General features: G+C 71.0%; 23 protein-coding genes and 1 pseudogene. 12 read left to right on the top strand and 12 right to left on the bottom strand.

Annotated features, from left to right (window positions below):
* Positions 1 to 21: 21 nt before the first annotated feature.
* Positions 22 to 948, bottom strand: a complete 927-nt coding sequence (locus EDD92_RS45750) for a CU044_5270 family protein (protein WP_123969765.1) — start codon at positions 946 to 948, stop codon at positions 22 to 24.
* The gene (locus tag EDD92_RS45745; RefSeq protein WP_399185207.1) at positions 941 to 1,585 is read right to left on the bottom strand and encodes an RNA polymerase sigma factor; all 645 of its coding nucleotides are present in this window, start codon (positions 1,583 to 1,585) and stop codon (positions 941 to 943) included. The genes EDD92_RS45750 and EDD92_RS45745 overlap by 8 nt, the downstream gene beginning before the upstream one ends.
* A gap of 204 nt (positions 1,586 to 1,789) precedes the next feature.
* Here EDD92_RS45745 and EDD92_RS45740 point away from each other — a divergent pair, with 204 nt between their 5' ends.
* The 4 genes from EDD92_RS45740 (at position 1,790) to EDD92_RS45725 (ending at position 6,190) form a co-directional block, all read left to right on the top strand.
* On the top strand, positions 1,790 to 3,154 hold the full coding sequence (locus EDD92_RS45740; protein ID WP_123969761.1) for an FAD-dependent oxidoreductase: 1,365 nt from the start codon (positions 1,790 to 1,792) through the stop codon (positions 3,152 to 3,154).
* Between the two features lie 212 nt (positions 3,155 to 3,366).
* Positions 3,367 to 4,545, top strand: coding sequence for an NAD(P)/FAD-dependent oxidoreductase (locus EDD92_RS45735; RefSeq protein ID WP_260327199.1), 1,179 nt, complete (start codon positions 3,367 to 3,369; stop codon positions 4,543 to 4,545).
* Between the two features lie 72 nt (positions 4,546 to 4,617).
* Positions 4,618 to 5,583 carry a DUF1152 domain-containing protein gene (locus EDD92_RS45730; RefSeq protein WP_123969759.1) on the top strand — a complete coding sequence of 322 codons (966 nt, stop codon included), beginning with the start codon at positions 4,618 to 4,620 and terminating at the stop codon, positions 5,581 to 5,583.
* A 112-nt stretch (positions 5,584 to 5,695) separates the two neighbouring features.
* Positions 5,696 to 6,190: a lamin tail domain-containing protein gene (locus EDD92_RS45725; RefSeq protein ID WP_123969757.1), complete on the top strand. Its 495-nt coding sequence runs from the start codon at positions 5,696 to 5,698 to the stop codon at positions 6,188 to 6,190.
* Positions 6,191 to 6,247: 57 nt separating this feature from the next.
* Here EDD92_RS45725 and EDD92_RS45720 read toward each other — a convergent pair whose 3' ends face one another.
* The gene (locus tag EDD92_RS45720; RefSeq protein ID WP_123969756.1) at positions 6,248 to 7,249 is read right to left on the bottom strand and encodes a hypothetical protein; all 1,002 of its coding nucleotides are present in this window, start codon (positions 7,247 to 7,249) and stop codon (positions 6,248 to 6,250) included.
* Positions 7,246 to 7,614, bottom strand: a complete 369-nt coding sequence (locus EDD92_RS45715) for a PadR family transcriptional regulator (protein WP_123970846.1) — start codon at positions 7,612 to 7,614, stop codon at positions 7,246 to 7,248. Before EDD92_RS45715 ends, EDD92_RS45720 begins: the two co-directional genes overlap by 4 nt.
* A 303-nt stretch (positions 7,615 to 7,917) precedes the next feature.
* Here EDD92_RS45715 and EDD92_RS45710 point away from each other — a divergent pair, with 303 nt between their 5' ends.
* On the top strand, positions 7,918 to 9,087 hold the full coding sequence (locus tag EDD92_RS45710; protein ID WP_123969754.1) for a hypothetical protein: 1,170 nt from the start codon (positions 7,918 to 7,920) through the stop codon (positions 9,085 to 9,087).
* Between the two features lie 119 nt (positions 9,088 to 9,206).
* Here EDD92_RS45710 and EDD92_RS45705 read toward each other — a convergent pair whose 3' ends face one another.
* Complete coding sequence (locus EDD92_RS45705) at positions 9,207 to 10,247, bottom strand: hypothetical protein (protein ID WP_185124338.1); 1,041 nt, start codon at positions 10,245 to 10,247, stop codon at positions 9,207 to 9,209.
* A 239-nt stretch (positions 10,248 to 10,486) separates the two neighbouring features.
* On the opposite strand from EDD92_RS45705, the gene EDD92_RS45700 reads away from it, so the two are divergent.
* From EDD92_RS45700 to tgmB, 3 genes are all read left to right on the top strand, one after another.
* On the top strand, positions 10,487 to 10,777 hold the full coding sequence (locus EDD92_RS45700; protein ID WP_185124337.1) for a YkvA family protein: 291 nt from the start codon (positions 10,487 to 10,489) through the stop codon (positions 10,775 to 10,777).
* A 132-nt stretch (positions 10,778 to 10,909) separates the two neighbouring features.
* Complete coding sequence (tgmA, locus tag EDD92_RS45695; protein WP_099933570.1) at positions 10,910 to 11,101, top strand: putative ATP-grasp-modified RiPP; 192 nt, start codon at positions 10,910 to 10,912, stop codon at positions 11,099 to 11,101.
* A 17-nt stretch (positions 11,102 to 11,118) separates the two neighbouring features.
* The gene (gene tgmB / locus EDD92_RS45690) at positions 11,119 to 12,111 is read left to right on the top strand and encodes an ATP-grasp ribosomal peptide maturase (RefSeq protein WP_123969752.1); all 993 of its coding nucleotides are present in this window, start codon (positions 11,119 to 11,121) and stop codon (positions 12,109 to 12,111) included.
* A gap of 9 nt (positions 12,112 to 12,120) precedes the next feature.
* Here the strand turns inward: tgmB and EDD92_RS45685 are convergent, their stop codons facing one another.
* Both EDD92_RS45685 and EDD92_RS45680 read right to left on the bottom strand, forming a co-directional pair.
* Positions 12,121 to 12,336, bottom strand: a complete 216-nt coding sequence (locus EDD92_RS45685; RefSeq protein WP_030937996.1) for a hypothetical protein — start codon at positions 12,334 to 12,336, stop codon at positions 12,121 to 12,123.
* A gap of 172 nt (positions 12,337 to 12,508) precedes the next feature.
* Positions 12,509 to 12,748, bottom strand: a complete 240-nt coding sequence (locus EDD92_RS45680; RefSeq protein WP_123969750.1) for a DUF5133 domain-containing protein — start codon at positions 12,746 to 12,748, stop codon at positions 12,509 to 12,511.
* Positions 12,749 to 12,918: 170 nt separating this feature from the next.
* Here EDD92_RS45680 and EDD92_RS45675 point away from each other — a divergent pair, with 170 nt between their 5' ends.
* Positions 12,919 to 13,254, top strand: a complete 336-nt coding sequence (locus tag EDD92_RS45675) for a hypothetical protein (protein WP_123969748.1) — start codon at positions 12,919 to 12,921, stop codon at positions 13,252 to 13,254.
* Positions 13,255 to 13,586: 332 nt separating this feature from the next.
* Here EDD92_RS45675 and EDD92_RS45665 read toward each other — a convergent pair.
* Both EDD92_RS45665 and EDD92_RS45660 read right to left on the bottom strand, forming a co-directional pair.
* Positions 13,587 to 13,922 (bottom strand): annotated as a pseudogene (locus EDD92_RS45665) (ABC transporter ATP-binding protein); the annotation flags it as partial.
* A gap of 27 nt (positions 13,923 to 13,949) precedes the next feature.
* On the bottom strand, positions 13,950 to 14,807 hold the full coding sequence (locus tag EDD92_RS45660; RefSeq protein ID WP_123969746.1) for an aldo/keto reductase: 858 nt from the start codon (positions 14,805 to 14,807) through the stop codon (positions 13,950 to 13,952).
* Between the two features lie 259 nt (positions 14,808 to 15,066).
* Between EDD92_RS45660 and EDD92_RS45655 the strand changes: the two genes are divergently transcribed.
* Entirely contained in the window at positions 15,067 to 15,960 is an 894-nt protein-coding gene (locus EDD92_RS45655) for a Gfo/Idh/MocA family protein (protein WP_123969744.1), read from the top strand.
* A 7-nt stretch (positions 15,961 to 15,967) separates the two neighbouring features.
* On the opposite strand, the gene EDD92_RS45650 is transcribed toward EDD92_RS45655, so the two are convergent.
* Both EDD92_RS45650 and EDD92_RS45645 read right to left on the bottom strand, forming a co-directional pair.
* A complete protein-coding gene (locus EDD92_RS45650; protein WP_260327198.1) occupies positions 15,968 to 16,612 on the bottom strand; it encodes an AAA family ATPase in 645 nt (214 codons plus the stop codon).
* Positions 16,605 to 16,934 (bottom strand): hypothetical protein, encoded by a 330-nt coding sequence (locus EDD92_RS45645; RefSeq protein WP_123970844.1) that lies wholly within the window; start codon positions 16,932 to 16,934, stop codon positions 16,605 to 16,607. Before EDD92_RS45645 ends, EDD92_RS45650 begins: the two co-directional genes overlap by 8 nt.
* A gap of 111 nt (positions 16,935 to 17,045) precedes the next feature.
* Between EDD92_RS45645 and EDD92_RS45640 the strand changes: the two genes are divergently transcribed.
* Entirely contained in the window at positions 17,046 to 18,158 is a 1,113-nt protein-coding gene (locus EDD92_RS45640; protein WP_123969742.1) for a PP2C family protein-serine/threonine phosphatase, read from the top strand.
* On the opposite strand, the gene EDD92_RS45635 is transcribed toward EDD92_RS45640, so the two are convergent.
* Positions 18,130 to 20,391: an MMPL family transporter gene (locus EDD92_RS45635; RefSeq protein ID WP_123969741.1), complete on the bottom strand. Its 2,262-nt coding sequence runs from the start codon at positions 20,389 to 20,391 to the stop codon at positions 18,130 to 18,132. The two genes, EDD92_RS45640 and EDD92_RS45635, sit on opposite strands and share 29 nt — an antisense overlap.
* Positions 20,392 to 20,568: 177 nt before the next feature.
* Here EDD92_RS45635 and EDD92_RS45630 point away from each other — a divergent pair, with 177 nt between their 5' ends.
* Positions 20,569 to 20,775, top strand: coding sequence for a hypothetical protein (locus tag EDD92_RS45630; protein WP_123969739.1), 207 nt, complete (start codon positions 20,569 to 20,571; stop codon positions 20,773 to 20,775).
* Positions 20,776 to 20,817: the final 42 nt, after the last annotated feature.

Genomic DNA, 20,817 nt, shown 5'->3' with positions numbered 1-20,817 from the left:
GGGTACGGCGGCCCACGGGCTTCAGGGGCGTTGGCCGATGCGGTCCACGACGCCCTTGGCCTCCAGACTGCGCATCTCGTGGTACCAGTCGTGGTACTTGAACTTGCCGTCGACCAGGTCCGCGGTACTTCCCGTCAGGCGCACGCCCAGGTACCCATAAGTCTTCGAGTCGAAGATGAACGCGAAGTCGTTCTTCGGGTAGGAGACCGCGATCCCGCGTCGTCCGAGAGCGTCCACCGCCTGATGGTCCATCCGGATGCCGGGAATCTTCGCGACGGCCTCGAAGGTGGCGGCCTCAAGACCGGGCGGCATGACCCGCGGCACCACGAAGAACTGGCAGGCGTTCGTGAAGGCCGACATGTCGGCCATGGCTCCCGTGCTGTCCATCCGCAGCAGCTTGAGGAGCTTGTCCGGGTCCGTCGGCCACTTCGCCAGCTCGGCGTACTTGGTGGGCGGCCACATCACCTCGTGCTTGCCCAGCGGGGGATCGTTGTGGATCTTGCCGAACTCCTGGCGCCTGGAGGGCTTGGAGCCGTCCACCGACGTCCAGCTCTCGTCGGTCCAGGTCTTGGTCCTCCCATCCTTCACGTAGGTCCGGGTGATGTACGTCTTGGTGTACACGTACTGGTCGTTGCGCGGAATCGGCATCCCGGCACCGGCTGCCCGGGACCTGTCCGCAGCCTTGTGCAGCAGCTGGGCCGCGCTCAGGGCGGCCATCCGCGGAGTGTTCGCGTCCCCGTCCTGCCGCACGAGGACGATGCCACCCGCGACAGCGGCCGCGGCCGTCCCGGCGACGGCGACCCTGAGCAGCAGCCGCCTGGGCAGCCCGCTCGGGCGGCCCTCCTGGACGATGGCGTGCTGCAGGCGGACGCGGGCGGCGGAGCGGGCGTCGTCGCTGAGCGCAGGCACGTCGGCCTCCAGCTCCCGGACAGCGGTGAGGTCATCCACGATCGGTCTCCTCGTTCTCCTCGTGCAGGGCTGTGGGATCCGACCCGCCCAGCGCCTGGCGCAGCCTGGTCCGCGCCCGGTGCAGCCGTGAGCGCACGGTTCCGACCGGCACACCCAGAGCCTCGGCGGCCTCCGCGTAGTCGAGGTCGCCCCAGGCGATCAGCAGCAGCACGTCCCGGTGGCGGGCGGGCAACGCCGCGAGGGCGCCGGCCAGTTGGCCGCGGGAGCTCTCGGCGCTGACCTTGGCGGCCACCCGGTCCGCGAGCGGCTCGCCCTCGGCCGGGGAGGCGGTGGACGCGCGGGAAAGAGCCTTGAGGCGGCGGGCCTCCGCGCGCCGGTGCTGGCCGACGAGGTTGGTGACGATTCCGTACAGCCAGGGACGTGCCTGCGGCCGCGACACGTCGTAGCGCCGCCGCTGCTGGAAGGCGATCACGAAGGTCTCGGCCATCAGGTCGTCGGCGGTCTCGGTGCCCAGCCGTCTGGCCGCGTACCGGTGGATGTCGTCGGCGTAGCGATTGAAGAGCACCGCGAACGTGTCGGGCTCGTCCCAGGAGCGCTCGATGACCGAGGCGTCGGAGACGGAGTCGTCGGGCGGGCCAAGGGCGGGATGAACTCCGATGCTCGGCAAGGCGGTCACTGGTCGCCTTTCAGGTTCATGGACTTCCCTCGAGGTCGCGGGCATGGTCGACTCCTGTTGGCCGATGCCCGTGTTCGAGTTCCCGTTCCCAGGTCATAAATTTGATCTATGAGCTCATAGAGCGGACCCGCGTACCGACTTAGGCTTGCCTTAGCTTAGGCTTCCCGTTCGAGTCGCCTGTCATCGCTCGAAGGGAACCTGATCATGCCGCGCCCCCTGCGGGTAGCCATCGTCGGAGCCGGCCCCGCCGGGATCTACGCCGCCGACGCCCTGCTCAAGTCCGAGGTGGCCGCCGACCCCGGTGTGTCCATCGACCTCTTCGAGCGGATGCCCGCCCCGTTCGGCCTGATCCGCTACGGCGTCGCCCCCGACCACCCCCGCATCAAGGGCATCATCACGGCCCTGCACCAGGTGCTCGACAAGCCCCAGATACGCCTCTTCGGCAACGTCGACTACCCCACCGACATCAGCCTGGACGATCTGCGCGCCTTCTACGACGCCGTGATCTTCTCGACGGGTGCGACGGCCGACCGTGCGCTGCCGATCCCCGGTATCGACCTCGACGGCTCGTACGGTGCCGCCGACTTCGTGTCCTGGTACGACGGCCACCCGGACGTGCCGCGCACCTGGCCGCTGGAGGCGGAGAAGGTCGCCGTGCTCGGCGTCGGAAACGTCGCGCTCGACGTGGCCCGCATCCTCGCCAAGACGGCGGACGAGCTGCTGCCGACGGAGATCCCGCCGAACGTCCACGACGGCCTCAAGGCCAACAAGGCGCTGGAGGTCCACGTGTTCGGCCGCCGCGGCCCGGCGCAGGCGAAGTTCTCCCCGATGGAGCTGCGGGAGCTGGACCACTCCCCCAACATCGAGGTCATCGTCGATCCCGAGGACATCGACTACGACGCGGGCTCGATCGAGACCCGGCGCGGCAACAAGCAGGCCGACATGGTTGCCAAGACCCTGGAGAACTGGGCGATCCGCGATGTCGGCGACCGCCCGCACAAGCTGTTCCTGCACTTCTTCGAGTCGCCCACCGAGGTCCTCGGCGAGGACGGCAAGGTCGTCGGCCTGCGCACCGAGCGCACCGCCCTCGACGGCACGGGCAACGTCAAGGGCACCGGCGAGTTCAAGGACTGGGACGTCACCGCGGTCTACCGCGCGGTCGGCTACCTGTCGGACAAGCTCCCCAAGCTGCCCTGGGACCTCGACTCCGGCACCGTCCCGGACGAGGGCGGAAGGGTCGTCCAGGAGTCCGGGGAGCACCTGCAGTCGACGTATGTCACCGGCTGGATCCGGCGCGGCCCGGTGGGCCTGATCGGCCACACCAAGGGCGACGCCAACGAGACGGTGGCCAACCTGCTGGACGATCACGCCAACGGCCGTCTGCAGACGCCGGGTTCACCCGAGCCCGAGGCGGTGGACGCGTTCCTCGCCGAGCGGAACGTCCGCTTCACCACCTGGGAGGGCTGGTACAAGCTGGACGCCGCGGAGAAGGCGCTGGGCGAGCCGCAGGGCCGTGAGCGCGTGAAGATCGTCGAGCGTGAGGACATGCTCGGGGCAAGCGGCGCCTGACGCGCACGTACGCCGGTCGTGCCCCGCCCCTCAAGAGCGTGGCACGACCGGCGTTCGACTCCCTGCCGCAGCACTGCCCGCGCAGGCCGCGCCGGCGGTCGATGCAGCCGCGAGAGGATCGTCGGCTCCGCAGGAACCCGTGGTGTCGCTCAGGCGTTCCTCCCTGTGTGCGTGCGACCGCGGGGGCCGTGCGGAGACGAGCGGGGTGGGGCGTGGCACACGTACTGGTCATCGGCGGCGGCATAGCCGGCACGGCGGCAGCTCTGGCCCTGCGTAAAGCAGGCTTCGAGGTGACCGTGCACGAGGCGCATCCCGGCTCGGCCGAGGACCTGGGCGCGTTCCTCACCCTCGCGAGCAACGGCATGCGCGCCCTCGCGCAGATCGACGCCTCTGCCGCGGTCACGGCGCTCGGCTTCCCGCTGACCTCGATGCGGGTCCTGGACGACACGGGTGCCGAGCTGGCACAAGTACCCCTCGGCGAAGCCGCCGACCCCCTCCTGCAGTACCGCTGCCTGCGCCGCGGCGACCTCAACGCGGCCGTGCAGGCGGAGGCCGCACGCCGGGGCATCGCCATCCGGCACGGCGCCCGCCTCGCCTCCGTCCAGGACGGCCCCGACGGCGTCACCGCGCACTTCACCGACGGCAGCACCGCAACCGGCGACCTGCTGATCGGCGCCGACGGCCTGAACTCCACGGTCCGCCGGCAGATCACCCCGCACACCCAGCCGTGCTACGCCGGCCAGCGGGTCTTCTACGGCTACACCGCCACCGCGGCCGGGTCCGTACCGGACGCGCGCATCACCATGGTGCGCGGCACCACGGCCACCTTCGGCTACGCCGTCTCGCCCGACGGGGAGACGCACTGGTTCGCGCGCGTGGCCGGCGAGCCCCTGCCCGCCGACGAGATCGCGGACGGCTCGCCCGCCGACTGGCGTGAACTGCTCGTTCCGCTGCTGCGCAAGGACGCCACGCCCGCCGCGGACCTCGTCGCGGCCGCCCGCGACAAGGTCATGGTCACCAATGCCACCGAGATACCCGTCGGCACACCCTGGCGCTCCGGCCGGCTCCTGCTCATCGGCGACGCGGCCCACGCGGCCTCCCCGGCGACCGGTCAGGGCGCGTCGATGGCGCTGGAGGACGCGGTGATCCTCGCGAAGTGCCTGCGCGACGTATCGGACACCGATACGGCGCTCATCCTGTACGAGGAGCTGCGCCGCCCGCGCGTCGAACACAACATCACCGTGAGCGGGAACATCTCCCGGGGCACGCACCCCCCGTCTCCCGCCGGAACTCGGGGTACGCCTCGTGCAAGGCCCGAGGAGGACGGACTGATACATCTGCTGGAGTGGGAGTCCGACATCCGGGAAGGACAGTCGGCCCGGAACGCGTGAGCACGCCGCACACCGGCCGGCAGCCGGAAAAGGCACCCGCCTGACACTCTCTCAGCCTGTTACCGTCCCCCGGTGTTCTCCCTCACAGAGCCCCCTTTCTTCACACGTCTCCGCGCTGCCCGGCGGGTTCTCGTCGCCGGGGCGGGCGGCGGGTTCGACGTGTACGCCGGCCTCCCGCTGGCCCTCGCGCTGCGCTCGGCGGGCAAGGAGGTCCATCTGGCCAACCTGTCGTTCGCCGACCTGTACGGGTTGGACACGGACGTGTGGCTGGAGCCGGACGTCGCGGCCATCGGACCCGACACCGCTGCGCGCGGTGACTACTTCCCGGAGCGCACGCTCGCCCGGTGGCTGGAGGGGCAGGGCCTGCCGGCCACCGTGTACGCGTTCCCGCAGACCGGGGTCCGACCGCTGCGCGCCGCGTATCGCGCGCTCGTCGACCACCTCGGCGGCGTGGACGCCGTAGTGTTGGTGGACGGCGGGACCGACATCCTCATGCGGGGCGACGAGCACGGGCTTGGCACACCGGAGGAGGACATGGCGAGCCTGGCCGCCGTGAACGCGCTGGAGGAGATTCCCCAACGGCTCGTCGCCTGCCTGGGGTTCGGGGTGGACGCCCACCACGGGGTCAACCACTCCCTGGTGCTGGAGAACCTGGCCGCGCTGGACCGGGACGGCGCCTACCTGGGCACGTTCTCGCTGCCGCGCGAGAGCCGGGAAGGCGCCCTCTACCTCGACGCCGTCACCCACGCACAGCGCAGCACGCCCGAGTACCCGAGCATCGTCAACGGCTCCGTGGCGGCAGCCGTACGCGGCGACTTCGGCGACGTCCGCTTCACTCAGCGGACGAAGGACAGCGAACTGTTCATCAACCCGCTGATGTCCCTGTACTTCTGTGTGGACGCACCCGGCCTCGCCCGCCGCAACCTGTACCTGGACCGGCTCGAGAACACCGCGCTCATGCGCCAGATCAGCTCCGTCATCGAGGACTTCCGCGCCGGGCTGACGCGCCAGCGACCCCCGCGCGCCTACCCGCACTGAGCACCGACGGGCAACCGGACGGCACCATTTCGGTCAACTCGCCACCCGGATCCGCGCAGTTGTATACGCTCCATATTCTTCACGAAACATGCACACAGGGGGGAAGATCTCCATGCGTATACGGCTTGTCGCCGCCACCGCCACCGCCGCGGGCACGCTCGCCGTGCTGGCCGCCGTCCCGGCCCACGCCACCGAGTACCGGTCCGCGCTCAAGATCAAGGGCGTTCAGTACGACGCTCCCGGCCGCGACTCCAACAGCTGCACCACCGGGAACACGGACGAGGAATACCTGACGATCAAGAACTACTCGTCCGGCACGACGGTGAACCTCAGGGGTTACGTGGTGAAGGACAAGGCCGGCAACAAGTTCACCTTCAGTCACAACCACTACCTGCAGCCGGGCGACTATGTGAAGCTCCGCGGCGGCCACGGCACCGACTCCGACAGAAACAACGTCGTCTACCGCAACAACTGCAACTTCATGTGGAACAACGACAAGGACACGATCTACCTGTACAAGCCGTCCGGCAGCGGCGCCGATTCGCACGCCTACACCAAGAGCGGCAACGACCCCGACGGCAACGGCTACATCACGTTCCACGGCTGACGACGAGGTCGGGGCCGGCAGGACATGCCGGCCCCGACCTCCGCACCGCCCGCGCGGTCAGCGCTTGGCGAGGTCGCGCTTGGCCACGACCGTCAGCGCCACGGTCAGCAGCGCGAGTGCGGCCGCCTGGCCCAGCGCGCCGCCGACGAAGGCGACGGGGACGGGGAGACCGAGCCAGGGATGGAGGGTGGCAATCCGCACCGCCAGGAGCAGCAGGCCCAGCGCGGCCAGGGCGATGGCGCCAGAGGCAGGGCTCGTGTCCGTACGACGACGGCGCAGCAGCAGCCAGCCGAGCGCCCCGAGGACGAAGCACGTGGCCGGCGCCCAGACCGCGTCGGGCATGGCGGGCAGCACGACCTCGGACGCCCCCATCACCACACTGAAGGTTGCGAAGATGAGGCCGGGTGTGCCGACGGGCAGCACCGCCGCGGGGGCGTCCCGGTGGTGGGCCGCACACAGGGCGAGCGCCGGCAGCCAGGCGAAGAGTGCTCCGGCCGTGGCGAACCACGGGTCCCACGGCACCAGTTCACTCACCAGCGGACCGGCGAACGGCCACAGCGTGGGCAGCGCGGCGAGCAGCACCGACGTCTGGGCGAGGCGCCGGCGGTCGTGCAGGAGGGCGAAGAAGGCGACCGTCCACAGCAGCGGCAGCGTCCACTCGGCGGCCTCGACGACGCCCAGGAGCGGTCCGCGGCCGGTGAACCCCGACAGGTACATGTCCCAGTCGCGCGCTCCGTGCGTGGTCGCCCAGGTCAGCTCCAGGACCCGGTCGACGACCGCTGAGGCGGCCTGCAGCAACACGGCGAACAGGGCGAAGTGACGGACGGCCGATCCGAGCAGGACGTACGGCCGGGGTGCCCCGTTGGCGGCGAGCCTGCTGCGCACTGCGAGGGCGGCAATGCTCGCCACCTCGCCCAGCGTGGGCCTGCTCTGGTCCTGGGTCTCCTGGTCGACGTCCCACAGGTACACCTCGACCATCTCCTCCTCCCGGTCCCGCCGGTAGTAGGCGGGCAGCAGGCGCAGCACCGTGCGGTAGCGCGTCTCGAGCAGCGTCGTCATGCCACACCTCCTGCGAGTCCGGGGCCTGCGGACGGTTTCGCGACCGCGCCGGGGGCCTTGCGTCCCTCGGCGATGCGCGACTTGGCGGCGCTGGCGCCGGCCGCCATGCGCTCCGCCTCCGCGTCGAGGGCCTGCATCCCCTCGTCGGTCAGGCGGTAGTAGCGCCGCAGCCGGCCCTCGTGCACCTCCTCGCGGTCCAGGACGATCAGCCCGTCCGCGGTGAGCCGATCCAGCACTCCGTACAAGGTGCCGACGCGCAACTGCACTGTGCCGTCGGAGAGTTCCTCGACCTCCCGCAGAATCCCGTAGCCGTGCCGGGGCTGGTCGGCCAGGGCGGTGAGGACGAAGAACGCCGCCTGAGTCATGTTCCTCGATGCCATGCAGCCACGATACATCGGCTTCCGATATATAGCGCGAAGGCGAGTCATTCGGCGTGCTGAGACGCGAACAGGACCCGCCCCTAAGCGGATGGTGGGCGGGCCCTGTTCGCGGGCGCCATTGTGGCGGGCCCGGTGAGCCGGGGATACGGGTGAACCGGGTGTCCTGGAGTGGACTCCTCGCACCCCGAGTGCGCCGCGCGCCTCCCGTGCGACCACCCCCGGGCGAACCCCGCCGACGCGCGGCGACAATACTGGTGCCTTCACGTGCCCCCGCCCTCAGATGGACTCATGCGTACTTCGCCCTCCGTCCGCCCGACCCCGTCCCCCACGCTGTGGCTGGCCCGCGGCCGCCATACCGGCCCCGATACCGAAGACGTCGTCCGCCGGACCCTGCACCGGCTCAAGGACGAGGGGACCATCGACGACCATCTCGAGGTGGCTGTCTCCGAGGCCTCCGCGAGCAGTTCGGACTGTGTCTTCGAGGCGCGGTGGACGGTCGCCGAGTCAGTGACAGTACGGGCCCGACTGGCCCTGACACGCGATGACGAACCCGGCGTGGAGTGGGTGCTGGCGGCGGAGGCGGAACGCCCGTGGGAGCAGGGATGGCCGTCCCCCGCCACCATGTTCTGGCCCGCCGAGCCGGACGCGTCCTGGGACCACCAGCCCGGCACGGGGCTGCGCCTGCGGGAGGCCAACCGCCTTCCCGCGGACGACAAGGACATCCGGCGCCTGCTGCGCAACTCCGTGCGCGGAGGCTGGAACATCAACCTCGTCGTGCACGAGGCGATGACACCGGACGAGCGCGGTCGGCGGCCGATCGGCCCGCTGCTGCCGCCGAGCCTGCGCCATCGCGTGCTGGAGCACCGCGCCGCACCGGACCAGCTGCGCATCGTCAACCGGGCCCTGCGCGAGTTCGGGGTGCAGGTCCCGCGCGGCGGTGCCGTCCTGCTGCCCACCACGCCGGCCCCGGAAGGCTTCGACGCGGACGACTTCTCCGTACGCACCGTCTTCCTCGACGGCTCACGGCCCGCGCAACTCGTCGACGCGGTGGCCCGTTTCGCCGCACTGCCGCTTCCGCTGCCCGACGGTGCCGAGGAGGTCGTCAGCGCCCTGCGGGACGAGTGGCAGCTGAGGACGCTCGAGGAGGAACTCGCCCACGCACGCGGGCTCGTGGCCATGTACGCCGAGGCGCTCGAGGCCATGACCAAGTCCCGGGATCTGTACCGCGAGGCCGCCGAGCGTGCACACGAGGCGCTGGCCGTCTACCGCGAGAACGGCGACGGCCCTCCCGCCCGGCCGCAGCCGCCCGCCGCGCCCCAGGGCTCGCCCTTCCAGCAGCTGACCCGGAGGCTGGAGCGGCTGAAGGACACCGCCATGGCACTGCGGCCCGCGTCCGCGCCGGACAGCGGGCGGGAGCCGGACGGCGCAGTCGAGCGGCCGGACGAGTCCGGCCGCTGAGCGCATGTGAACAAGCCCCGCCTGCGCGGGTTTTTGTCCGCAGGCGCCGAAGCGCCCGCGGTCCGGAGAACCGCGGGCGCGGGTCCCCGCCACCCTGCGGGCGTCGGGGAAGCGGCGTATCAGTCCAGACGCCGCGCCGTGGCCAGGGGACGGGCAGGAGCACCCCCCATGAGGGTGGGCCGGCGTGCTGCTGCGCGCAGGACCAGGGCCGTCACTGCCGCCAGAGCCGCGATCACGGCGGCCAGGCCCGCGAGCCAGCCCGGGGCGAGCGTGAGGTCGAGCGCCCGGAACATCGACCGCGAACGGAACCCGCGGTACAGCTCGGCACCGGCAAGCAGCGCCGGCAGCACGGCGGCGACCACGAGAACGGCCCGGACGGGCCGCAGGGTCACCAGTACGGCCAGCAAGGCGTACAGGATCGACACTGCGATGCCGGAGGCATACACGTCGACAGACGTACCCGACTTGTACATCGGGAACCAGAGCAGCGCGCACAGGAAGAGTGCGGCTGCGACGAGCAGGCCCGCCCACGGCGGGCGCTCGGCGGCTTGACGGGGCGCCCCGACGGGCTGCCTCGTCCTGGGGTCGCCACCGTAGGAAGGCAGGACCGTGGGAAACGGTGGAAGGCCGGTGCCCGTGCCTTCCGAGCGCCAGTCCGCCTCGCCGGACTGCGGAGGCGGCGGCTCCGTCTTCGGCGGGGCGGGGTGGGCGCCGCGTTCTGTGCTCAGCCGGCCGATGAGTTCCACGAGGTCCTCCACGGACCGCGCCGCGGCGACCGCCCGTGCCGCCTCCTGCCCGAAGCGGCGCTCCGTCGACGGCAGGTGCAGCAACGCCATCAGCCGGGTCACCTCCTCCACCGGACGGTTCTCGGCCGCCGCACGGATGACCTCGTCCGCGCTGGAAGGGTCGCGCGGTGGCTGGGTCAACAGGGTGACCAGACGGGTGACGTCCTCCACGGAGCGGTCCGTGCCGACCGCGCGCAACGCGTCGATGGTGGCCCTCGCATACTCCGGGGACTGCTCCAGCATGGTGATGAGGTTGGCGACTTCCTCCAGTGGCCGGTCCGCGATGGCGGCGTGCACCAGGGCGCTGGCCGGGTCGTCGTGCGCGCCGACTATGGAGGGGTCGTAGGGGCGGGGTGATGAAGAGCGGATGCTCATGACTCTCCTCCATGGAATAGACGGAACGGTTCACCTGCTCTCGCATCTTCCGGCGCGTTTCACGACGTTGCGATGCAGTGCCATTACTAAGTGCCGCTTCCGGTCCGTGCCAGTCGGGATGGGCCACAGGTGTGAGGCCGCACCGCGCTTCTGACGGGGTGACGGAGGACGTACGAACGCCGGAAGGGGGAATCCGAGACAAGGGGCGCGCCGTTCGGCACGCCGGATGGAGGAGGACCGTGAAATGGACCACAACGGTGATCGTGGTCGCCGTTGCCCTCGCAGCGCTCACCCTCGCCATGGCCGTCGCCCTGTTGGTGCGGCTGGTGCGGGCGCGGCGCGACCTCAGGCGTGCCGGGCTTCCGACCGGGCGGCGCTGGGTCTTCTGGGGTGCCGTCCTGTACTTCCTGCTGCCGACCGACCTGCTGCCCGACCCGGTCTACCTGGACGACATCGGCGTCCTTTTCCTCGCTCTGCGCAGCCTGCGCGGCCCTCTCGACGGGCTGAATCGTCACGAATCCTCCCTGTGACTACGCAGAGTAAGGAAACCAATCACTCGTTCGATTCGTATAAGTGTCTGGAAGGGCAATGCAGTCGGCGGGCCGGGCGGCGCCGCGGGGAGCGGACCGCCGGGTCGGTGCTGCACTGACGAGGGAGACACGATGCAACCGTTCGCGCTCAACTACGCACGTCCGGCGGTGGAGTTGGAAGCCACGACTCCGTACGTCTACGACTCCGGGCTGCAGTTGAACGTGCTCATGGACGGCCGGGTCGCCGCCGGTGACCTCGCGCTGCTCAGAGAGTTGGGGACCACGACGTCCACCGCAGGCTCCAAAACACACTTCGACGACTGAACGCGGAACCGCCCACTATGACCGTGCTGATCCTGACCTGTGAAGAGGACGTGACTGCCGACATGGTGGTCGTGCACCTGAACGCGTCGGGGGTCCCGGTGGTCCGCCTGGACCCCGCCGACCTGCCCGGCGGTGTCGCGCTGTCCGGTGAGTACGTGCACGGCCGCTTCCGCGGCCACCTCCAGTCGGCGGGCCGCCTGGTGAGCATCGCCGGGCTGCGGTCGGTCTGGGTGCGCAGGCCGGGGGATGCGGCCGCGCGGGCGACCCAGCCCTCCGCGTGGCTGACCGAGGAGTCCGCCCAGGCGCTCTACGGCATGCTGCGCGGCTCGGACGCCCGCTGGATGAACCATCCCGACGCGGCCCGCCGGGCCCGGCACAAGCCGTGGCAGCTGCGGCTCGCCCAGCGCTGCGGACTGCCGGTGCCGGCCACTTTGATCACGACGTTTCCGCAGGCGGCCCGGGAGTTCGCCGACCGCTATCCGGATCTGGTGGTCAAGCCGGTCTCCGGTGCGCATCCGCAGGATCCGCCCCGGGCGGTGCCGACCAGCAGGGTCGCGCCGGACACGGACTTCTCCGCCGTGGCGTTCGGGCCCACGCTGCTGCAGCGGCGGGTCGGCAAGCGGGCCGACATCCGGCTGACCGTGGTGGGCGAGCGGCTGCTGGCGGCCCGCAAGGCGACTGCCGACGATGTGGATCCGGACGATCCCGGTGCGGTGGATGTGCGCTTCGCCTCGGCCGACATACCGTGGCGTGCGGCCGATGTCCCGCCGCGCATCGCGGACGCCGTCCGCTCGTATCTGCGTGAGGCCGAACTGGCCTACGGTGCCTTCGACTTCGCCGAGGACGCCGACGGGACCTGGTGGTTCCTGGAGTGCAATCAGTCGGGGCAGTTCGGCTTCGTCGAGGTGGAGACGGGTCTGCCGATCGCCCGGACCATAGCGGAGTGGCTGGCCCATCCCGGGCCGGAGCCGCAGACACGAGTCAACGGCTCCAGCACCACAGTGTGTTGAGGGCGGCGGTCAGTGGGGCAGCGAGCCGGGCAGCAGCGCGCTCCGCTGCCACCCGGCCCCCGGGGAGCCCTGGCGCTCGGGGGCGGCGGGTATGCCGAAGGACTGCAGCGGCCGCATGGCGTACTCCAGTTCCCGGCTCACGCGCTCGGCCTCCCGGCGAGCCTGAGTGGGGACGTCGCCGCGCTCGGCGACGAGTCGGTCGTAGATCGGGGAATCCTGGAACACCGACGCGCCTTTCGTGTGGTGGCCCATGCACATGGGCAGCGCTGTCGAGTGTATGCGCCCCGGGATACATGGGTGTGAATTCTCCAGGAGCACTTGACGCAGGCACGGAGGTGTGACCGGCCGGATGTGCGTCATGCACCTCGAACAGAAGGGCGGAAAGGCCCCGTTCGCGTCAGACGGCCAGTGACAGGGCGCCGTCCCCGCCCGCGGCCCCTCGCGAGGCGATGAGCAGGGCGTCCGCCTTCGCGATCGCGTCCTCGACGCTCGAGGCTTCCATGGTGGCGCAAAGGGCGCGGCTGACGTCCGCCAACTCCCGTGCCGTCCCCGGCTTCTCACGCTCCGACTGCGCGATGCGCAGCGACGCGTATGTGGTGAGCAACGTTCTGACGACCTTCGGGTCCGGAACGAGCACAAAGCGCCCCTCTCTTTGGTTTTCGCCTCGCCTTCCCGGTCAGGCCCGGACCATTCGCATCTTCCGCGCCCTGGGCCTCAATTGACGCAAAACCGCCGTCCGACCCGATTCCCAGCGCGCCGCGAGGCGTTGAACAGAGGGTAACCCCCTCAGCACGAACGGTGAACCCCATGAACCGCTCCGGCCGCCTCCTCTGCACCCTCTACCTCACCACCAGCGCCGAACTCGCCTGGACCACGGTCCTCGAATTCCTCCACGGCCCGCGGTGGGCCGCATGTCTGTTCGCCGCGGCGAGCCTGGTCCCGGTCATCGCCGTCGTCCGCGAGACCCTGATCCGCGACCTGCGCAGGGCCGCTGTCGTGGCGCGCCACCCGGCGCGCACGGCCGCCGACGAGATCGTGCGCGGCGAGCTGGACGCCGCGTGCTGCGAACGGTGGTGGACGAGTCTCGGCATTCACCACGACTCGACCTGCCCGCACGGGATGCGCCGCAGCAGCGCCGCCTGAGGAGGCTGCCCGGGGACGCACGCGCAGCGGCTCAGGCGACCTGTCCGCCGTGCAGCTGCGTGTACGCCCCCGCCACGCAGTAGTTCCTCGTGCGTCCCCGTCTCCAGGATGCGGCCCTCGCCCGTCACGACGATCCGGTCGGCACCCCGCGCGGTGGACAGCCGGTGCGCCACCACGAACGCGGTCCGCCCGCGCAGCAGCCGGGCCAGCACCTGCTGGACGAGGGCCTCGGAGCGGGTGTCCAGGGCCGAGGTCGCCTCGTCCAGGATCAGTACCCTGGGGCGCCGACCAGGGCGCAGGCGATGGCCAGGCTCCCCCAGTGCCTCAAGGGCGGCCTGCAGCACGCCGGCGCTGACGCGCGAGTGGTGGCCGATGGACAGCTGCTGCATGCGGGGGTGCACTGCGCGGAGCGCAGGGTGGTGCCCATGCGGCGCACGCTGCCGTACAGGAGACGTACGTAGAGCAGGTGCAGGGGGTAGTTGACCCAGCAGGATGAGCAGGATGATCCCGGTGCTCAGCCAGAGCCGCCCGACCGGCCGCCGCTGGACGAGCACGTCGATGATGGACGCGGTGATCAGCGGCAGCAGCCAGACCGGGCTGTGCTTGACGGTGAACACGCCGACCGCCGCGATCAGGTGACGGCGGTCGGCGCGGAACAGGTACCCGAGGTGCGGCCGGTGGCCTGGTGTGTCGTGTCAGACGGCGTCGAGCTGCGCGAGTTCCTCGGCATCGAGGGCGAGTCCGGTCGCGGCGAGGGAGTCGAGGATGGTCTCCGGGCGGCTGGAACCGGGGATGGGGACGACCACCGGCGACTTGGCGAGCATCCAGGCCAGGCACACGCGCTGCGGGCTGACTCCGTGGGCCTCGGCGATCCGCGCGAACGGCGCGTAGGCGGAGCCGAGATCACGGGCCCGGGAGATGCCGCCGAGCGGGCTCCAGGGCAGGAAGGCGATGCCGAGTTCGTCGCACAGCTCGAGTTCCGGCTCGCTGGAGCGGAAGGCCGGGGAGAACTGGTTCTGCACGGAGACCAGCCGGCCGCCGAGGATGTCGTTCGCCTGCCTGATCTGGTCGGGGTTGGCGTTGGAGATGCCCGCCAGTCGGATCTTGCCCTCGTCCAGCAGCTCACGGATCGCACCGACGGACTCGGCGTACGGCACCCTCGGGTCGGGGCGGTGGAACTGGTAGAGCCCGATGGCCTCCACGCCGAGGCGGCGCAGCGACGCCTCGCAGGCCTCCTTGAGGTGGCGGGGGCTGCCGTCGAGGGTCCAGCTGCCGTCGCCGGGGCGCAGATGGCCGCCCTTGGTGGCGACCAGGACGTCCCGGCCGCGGTCGTGGGAGGAGAGGGCCTTGGCGATCAGGGTCTCGTTGTGGCCGACCTCGTGGGCGTCCCGGTGGTAGGCGTCCGCGGTGTCGATCAGGGTCACGCCCGCGTCGAGGGCGGCGTGGATGGTGGCGAGGGAGCGCGCCTCGTCCGGCCGTCCCTCGATCGACATGGGCATCCCGCCCAGGCCGATCGCGCTGACTTCGACGTCACCGATGCGGCGGGTCTGCATGTGCTCGTGACCTCTTCCGGTTGTCGCGCTGTACCGAATGACGTTCGGCCCGCCGCACATGGCGTGCGGGGAAGCCGAAACGCATCCAGCGTGACCTGCCCACGGGTCGCAGGTCCAATAGAGGAAAGAGAACGCATTCAGCAGCCGCGCAACTGAATCGCCGACTCCGCCGAGGCTGCTTGCGCTGTCGGCCGGTCGGTGTGCGACGCTCGCTGGCGACCAGTCGTCGCAACGGGCGGCGAAGTGGAGAGGCGGCGGCATGCGCATAGGACTTCTCGGTACCGGCCCCTGGGCGGAGATGGCGCACGCCCCCGCCCTGCACGAGCACGCGGAGCTGGAGTTCGTGGGGGTGTGGGGCCGCCGTACGGAGGCCGCCAAGCAACTCGCCGACCGGTTCGGCACGCGTGCCTACGACGACGTCGACGCGCTGTTCGCCGACGTGGACGCGGTGGCGGTCGCCCTGCCGCCGGCCGTGCAGGCGGAGCTCGCGGTGCGGGCCGCGCGGGCGGGGTGCCATCTGCTCCTGGACAAGCCCCTCGCCATGACGGTCGGGCAGGGGCGGGCCGTGGTCGACGCGGTCCAGGAGGCCGGGGTCGCCTCGGTCGTCTTCTTCACCAGCCGCTTCCTGACCGAGACCGAGGCGTGGATCACCGAACAGGCGGGGGTGGGGGGCTGGTTCACGGCGCACGCCCAGTGGCTGGGGGCGCTGTTCGGCGGTGACAGTGACAGCCCGTTCGCGAACTCGCCGTGGCGGCGGGAGAAGGGCGCGCTGTGGGACGTGGGCCCGCATGCTTTGTCCGTGCTGCTGCCGGTCCTCGGTGACGCCCGGCGCGTGGCGGCTGCGGCGCCCGGTCCCGGGGACACGGTTCATCTGGTCCTCGACCATGTCGGCGGTGCGTCGAGCACCCTGACGCTCAGTCTGTCGGCTCCGTCCACGGCGGCGGGCGCCGCTGTCGAGCTCCGGGGCGCGGCAGGGGTGTCGGTGCTGCCGCAGAGCGCCGAGGGGGCCGTCACCGCGCTCGGGCACGCCGCAGACGCGCTGCTCGACGCCGCCCGCACCGGGCGACCGCACGCTTGCGACGCCGCGTTCGGGCAGCGGGTAACCGAGATCCTCGTCGAGGCCCAGGCCCTGTTGGAGCGGACGGCCGGCTGACGCGGCGTCACGGTCCGTCCGCCGCGGCCTGTTTTGCCACGGCGGCGAGGACCGAGTCGACCAGCGCGGCGACGGTCCGCCCGGCTCCGGCATCGATGCGGTCGAGGCCCAACTCGTCGAGGGCCTCGGCCATCAGTGTCTGATAACGCTCCGTGCGGGCCAGGAAGCTGTCCATCAGCGCCCGTTCCTCCTCCGTCGCCGCCTCGTACCGTCCGCTCGCGTGCACCCGGGCGCGCAGCACGGCTTCGTCGGCCGTCAGCCACACGGCCGCCGTGTGCGGGACGTCCAGTCGGGCGACGCGGACGGGCCAGAGCGCCGAGCCCTCCAGGACGAGGCCCTCGCCGGTCCCGTCCTGGGTCGCATGGGTCGCGATCAGCGTGTGGATCCGGGGCCACAGCCGTTCGTAGTGGGCGAGCACGGACGTGATCAGCTCGTCGACCGTGAGCGACGCATAGTGCTCGGCGACATGCGCGGGCACCTCCCGCTCCGGGGTTCTCCACGGCCGCCCGGGGTGACGGGCCAGCAGGTCCGTCGACCGGTACGCGAACCCGAGACGCTCCGCCACCGCTCGTGCGACCGTCGACTTGCCCACGTTCGACGTGCCCCCGATCAGCACCACCCGCACGCCGGACACCCCCGCTCCCCTACTCACGCTCGAACGGTTCGTCGCTCCAGCGGAACCACGCCCGGTCGCCCTCGATGTGCAGCAGGTACTCGGGAACGGGTCCGTCCGGCGACGACAGGGACACGCGTCTGGTGATCTCGTCGTAGGCCGCTTCCCACTCCTGCCGGTGCTTGCCGTCGTCCCGCTCGATCAGGGCGAGTTCACGGGCGAACAGATCCCGGACCGCGTCGAAGGCCGGACCGGCGGTGAAACGGCCGGACAACCACGGAAAATCGGCGTCGTCGATGAGGATCTCCCCGACCGGTTCCTCGCCGCTGCGCAGACGCCAGACCTCGCCCTCGAATCCCACGCCGCATCCCCCCTTCAGCCGCCGCCGATCACCGCCACTGATCAGCATGCCACCCGGCACCGACAGCCGGCCCGGCGTGCGGGCGGCGTCCCGCCGTAGGAGCGTGGTGCTGTGGGAAAGGTCCACCTCCTGTCAGCGCGCCGGCAGGACCACGACCGGCGGGGCTGGCTGCGGGGCGCGCCACCGCCCCGGCTGGTGCGGGTGCTCCCGCTCGGCCTGATCGTGGGCGTCTGCGCGGCCACCCTGGCCAGCCCCGACCCCCTCGACATCGGCTTTCTGCTGGGCGCCATTCCGCCGCTGGCCGTCCTGTCGTACGGGCCTCTGGCGACCGCGGTCCTCGGCGGTGTCGTCGTCGCCGTGCTCAACATCCCGGCCTTCCAGCTCAACCACCCGGGCAACACGGACCTGTTGACCATCTCCTTCGTCTCCGTGCTGAGCGTGTTCGTGTCCTATGTGCGCAGCCGTCGCGACGCCCAGCTGGATCTGGAGCGCACGGTCGCCGAGGCCGCGCAGCGCGCCGTCGTCCCCCCGCTGCCCGAGCGGGTCGGTCCGGTCCGCTGCGTCGGCCTGTACCGGGCGGCGCAGCGCGGCACGCTGGTGGGCGGGGACTTCTTCGACGTACGCGAGGGACCGCACGGGGTGCGGGCCGTGATGGGCGACGTCCAGGGGCACGGGCTGGCAGCGGTCGCCACGGTCGCCTCCCTGCTGGGGGCCTTCCGGGAGGCGGTGCTGGACCAGCCGGACCTGGAGTCGGTCGCCGCCCGCCTCGACCGCAGGCTGGAGCTGGACTCGGCGTCGTCCCGGTACGCCGAGCTGTTCGCGACCGCCGTACTGCTGGAGTTCTCGCCCGACGCCCGGTCGGTGCGGATGGTGTCCTGCGGTCATCCGGCGCCCGTGCTGCTGCGCGGCCGGCAGGCCACCGAGATCGAACTCGCCGCGTGGACGCCGCTCGGTCTCGGCCTGTCCGACGGCCGCCCGGACGCCGGGCTCACACTGCGGCTGGAGCCCGGCCACAGCCTGTTCCTGGCCTCGGACGGCGTGAGCGAGGCCCGCGACCCGTCCGGCACCTTCTACCCGCTGACCGACCGCCTGTCCACACTGGCCGACGACGACCCGGCCGTACTCGCGGACCGGGTGTGGGCGGATCTCGTACGGTACTGCCCTGCCGTTCTCGACGACGTGACGATGCTCGTCCTCACGCCCGCGTCACCGGACGCCGGCTGACGTCCGACGCGGGGCCTGCCGTCTGGTCGCCCTCGGCATCGATGTGCGGCATGATCCGGTCGAGCCAGCGGGGCGTCCACCAGGCGTGCGGCCCCAGCAGCGTCATCACGGCCGGAACCATCAGCAGCCGTACGACGGTCGCGTCGATCAGCACGCTCACCGCGAGACCCAGACCGAGCATCTTGACCACGATGTTGTCGCTGACGATGAAGGCCGCGAAGACGCTCACCATGATCAGGGCGGCGCAGGTGATGACCCGTGCGGTGATCTCCAGCGCGTGGGCGACGGAGGCCTTGGCGTCCCCGGTGCGCAGCCAGGCCTCGTGGACGCGGGAGAGCAGGAAGATCTCGTAGTCCATGCTCAGGCCGAAGATGATCGCGAACATCATCATCGGCACATAGCTCTCGATGGGCACCTTGCCGTGCACGCCCAGTGCGGGTCCGCCCCAGCCCCACTGGAAGACGGCCACCACCACGCCGTACGAGGCACCGATCGACAGCACGTTGAGGACGGCCGCCTTGACCGCGACGAGCAGGCCGCGGAAGACCGTCAGGATGATCAGGAAGGCGAGGCCGACCACGACGCCGATGATCAGGGGCAGCCGGCTCGCGACGATGTCACGGAAGTCGACCTGGGCGGCCGTCGTACCGGTGACGTAGCCCTTGGCCGAGGTGCCGGAGACCGAGTCGGGGAGGGTGTGGTGGATCAGCCGGTTGGTCAGGTCGGTGGTCGTGGCGCTCTGCGGGGACTGCTTCGAGTAGACCGTGCCGACGAGGACGTCCCCGTCCTTGGTGGGCGTGAGGGGCGTGACGGTGGAGGCGCCGGCCACTGAGTTCAGGGTCTTCTGGGCCTGGGAGGAGAGTGCGGAGCGCTGGGAGGACGGTACGGAGGTCTGGTCGATGACGACGGTGAGCGGGCCGTTGGAGCCGGGGCCGAACGCGTTCGTCATCAGGTCGTAGGCGCGGCGGTCGGTGAAGGAGGTGGGGTCGGCGCCGTCTCCGATGTGGCCGAGCTGGATGGAGAGCAACGGGATGGCGAGCACGACGACGGTCGTGACGCCTGCCGCGAGGAACTGCCAGGGTCGGTGCTCCACGCGTTGGGCGTAGCGGTGCCACGTGCCGGTCGGCTCGGCTCCGGGCTCGGCGTCGGTCTCGGCGACGGGACGCCGGACGCGGTAGCGGTCGATGCGTCTGCCGATCAGCCCGAGCATGGCCGGGAGCAGCGTCAGGGCACCGATGACCGCCGAGATGACCGTCATGGCGGCGGCCAGGCCGAGTTTCCCGATGAAGCTCACCCCGGAGGCGTACAGGCCGGCGAGCGCGATGATCACTGTGCAGCCGGAGACGAGCACGGCCCGCCCGCTGGTGGAGGTGGCATGGCCCGCCGCATGTACCGGATCCGCCCCGTTCATGAGGCTCTGGCGGTGCCGCGTGAGCTGGAACAGCGCGTAGTCGATGCCGACGCCGAGGCCGATCATGGTCGCCAGGGTCGGCGACACGGTCGCGAACGTGAACGCCGCCGCGAGCAGTCCGAGGATCGCGAGCCCGCCGACGGCGCTGACCAGTGCCGTGAACAGGGGCAGACCGGCGGCGATCACGCTGCCGAAGCCGATCAGCAGGACGACGATCGCGACAGCGAAGCCGATCAGTTCGCTCACCCGGTCGTCGGCCGCGGGCCGGCCCAGTTCGCCGAGCGGTCCGCCGTACTCGACCTGGGCGCCGGCCGAGCGCAGCGGCTGCACCGCCTTGTCCACGCCGCTCAGGTAGTTGTCGCCCAGGATCGAGGGCTGGACGTCGAAGCGGACGGTGATGTAGGCGGTCTTCCCGTCGGAGGCGAGGGGGCCGACCTTCGAGGCCGGGGCGGACAGCGGGTTCTGGGCCGACAGGACGTGCGGCAGTTTCTGCACGTCGCCGATCGTGGTGGACATCTGCGAGCTCAGGGCGGTGAGGGATTTCTGCCCGTCGTGCAGGACGATCTGGCTGCTGTAGCCGCCCGCCGCGGGATCGTGCTTCTTCAGGACGTCCAGGCCCTGCTGGGACTGCACGCCCGGCAGCGAGAAGTTGTCGGAGTACTCCCCGCCGAAGGACCGGTTGAGGGTCTGCAGCGCCACGAGCGCCACCAGCCAGGCCAGGATGACGACCACGAAGTGCCTGGCGCACCACTCCCCCAGCCGTCTTAGCACCCCTCCGGTGACAGCCCCCGCGTCCCCCGCGTCCTTGCGGCTCGGTGACATGGCCTCGGTCTTCCCTGCCGGTCAAGACGGTCGTCGTCTCTCGTCAGACGTCTCTCATTAGACGCCCGCCCAGTCACTCCGGCATCTCGGGTCGCTTGCGTGTGCTTCCGGATGCACGCCGGGCTCCCGCGTTGAATGGTGTTAGCAGTAGCGATCCGGACTCGAGGAGCAGAGATCATGCCGACGTCACAGCCCGACGTGTCCGGGCCGTCCGAGGACCGCGTCACCCCGGACGACCTGCTCCACACCCGCACCGGCACCGATGTGTCGCCGGAGGACCTCGTCCTTGCCACGGGCAGGGACATCACCCCGCGCAACCTCGAATGGGCCAGGCGCAAGCTGGAGACGGAGGGCCCCGCCGCCCTGGAAAAACTGCTGCCGTAGGGCCGCGCCTGTTCCCGTACGCCCGCCTGGAGACCCAGTGCC

It is taken from the genome of Streptomyces sp. TLI_185 (assembly GCF_003814765.1).
Classification (GTDB): domain Bacteria; phylum Actinomycetota; class Actinomycetes; order Streptomycetales; family Streptomycetaceae; genus Streptomyces.
The sequence above is the reverse complement of the archived record's forward strand: the minus strand, read 5'-3'. Positions and strand labels throughout refer to the sequence as shown.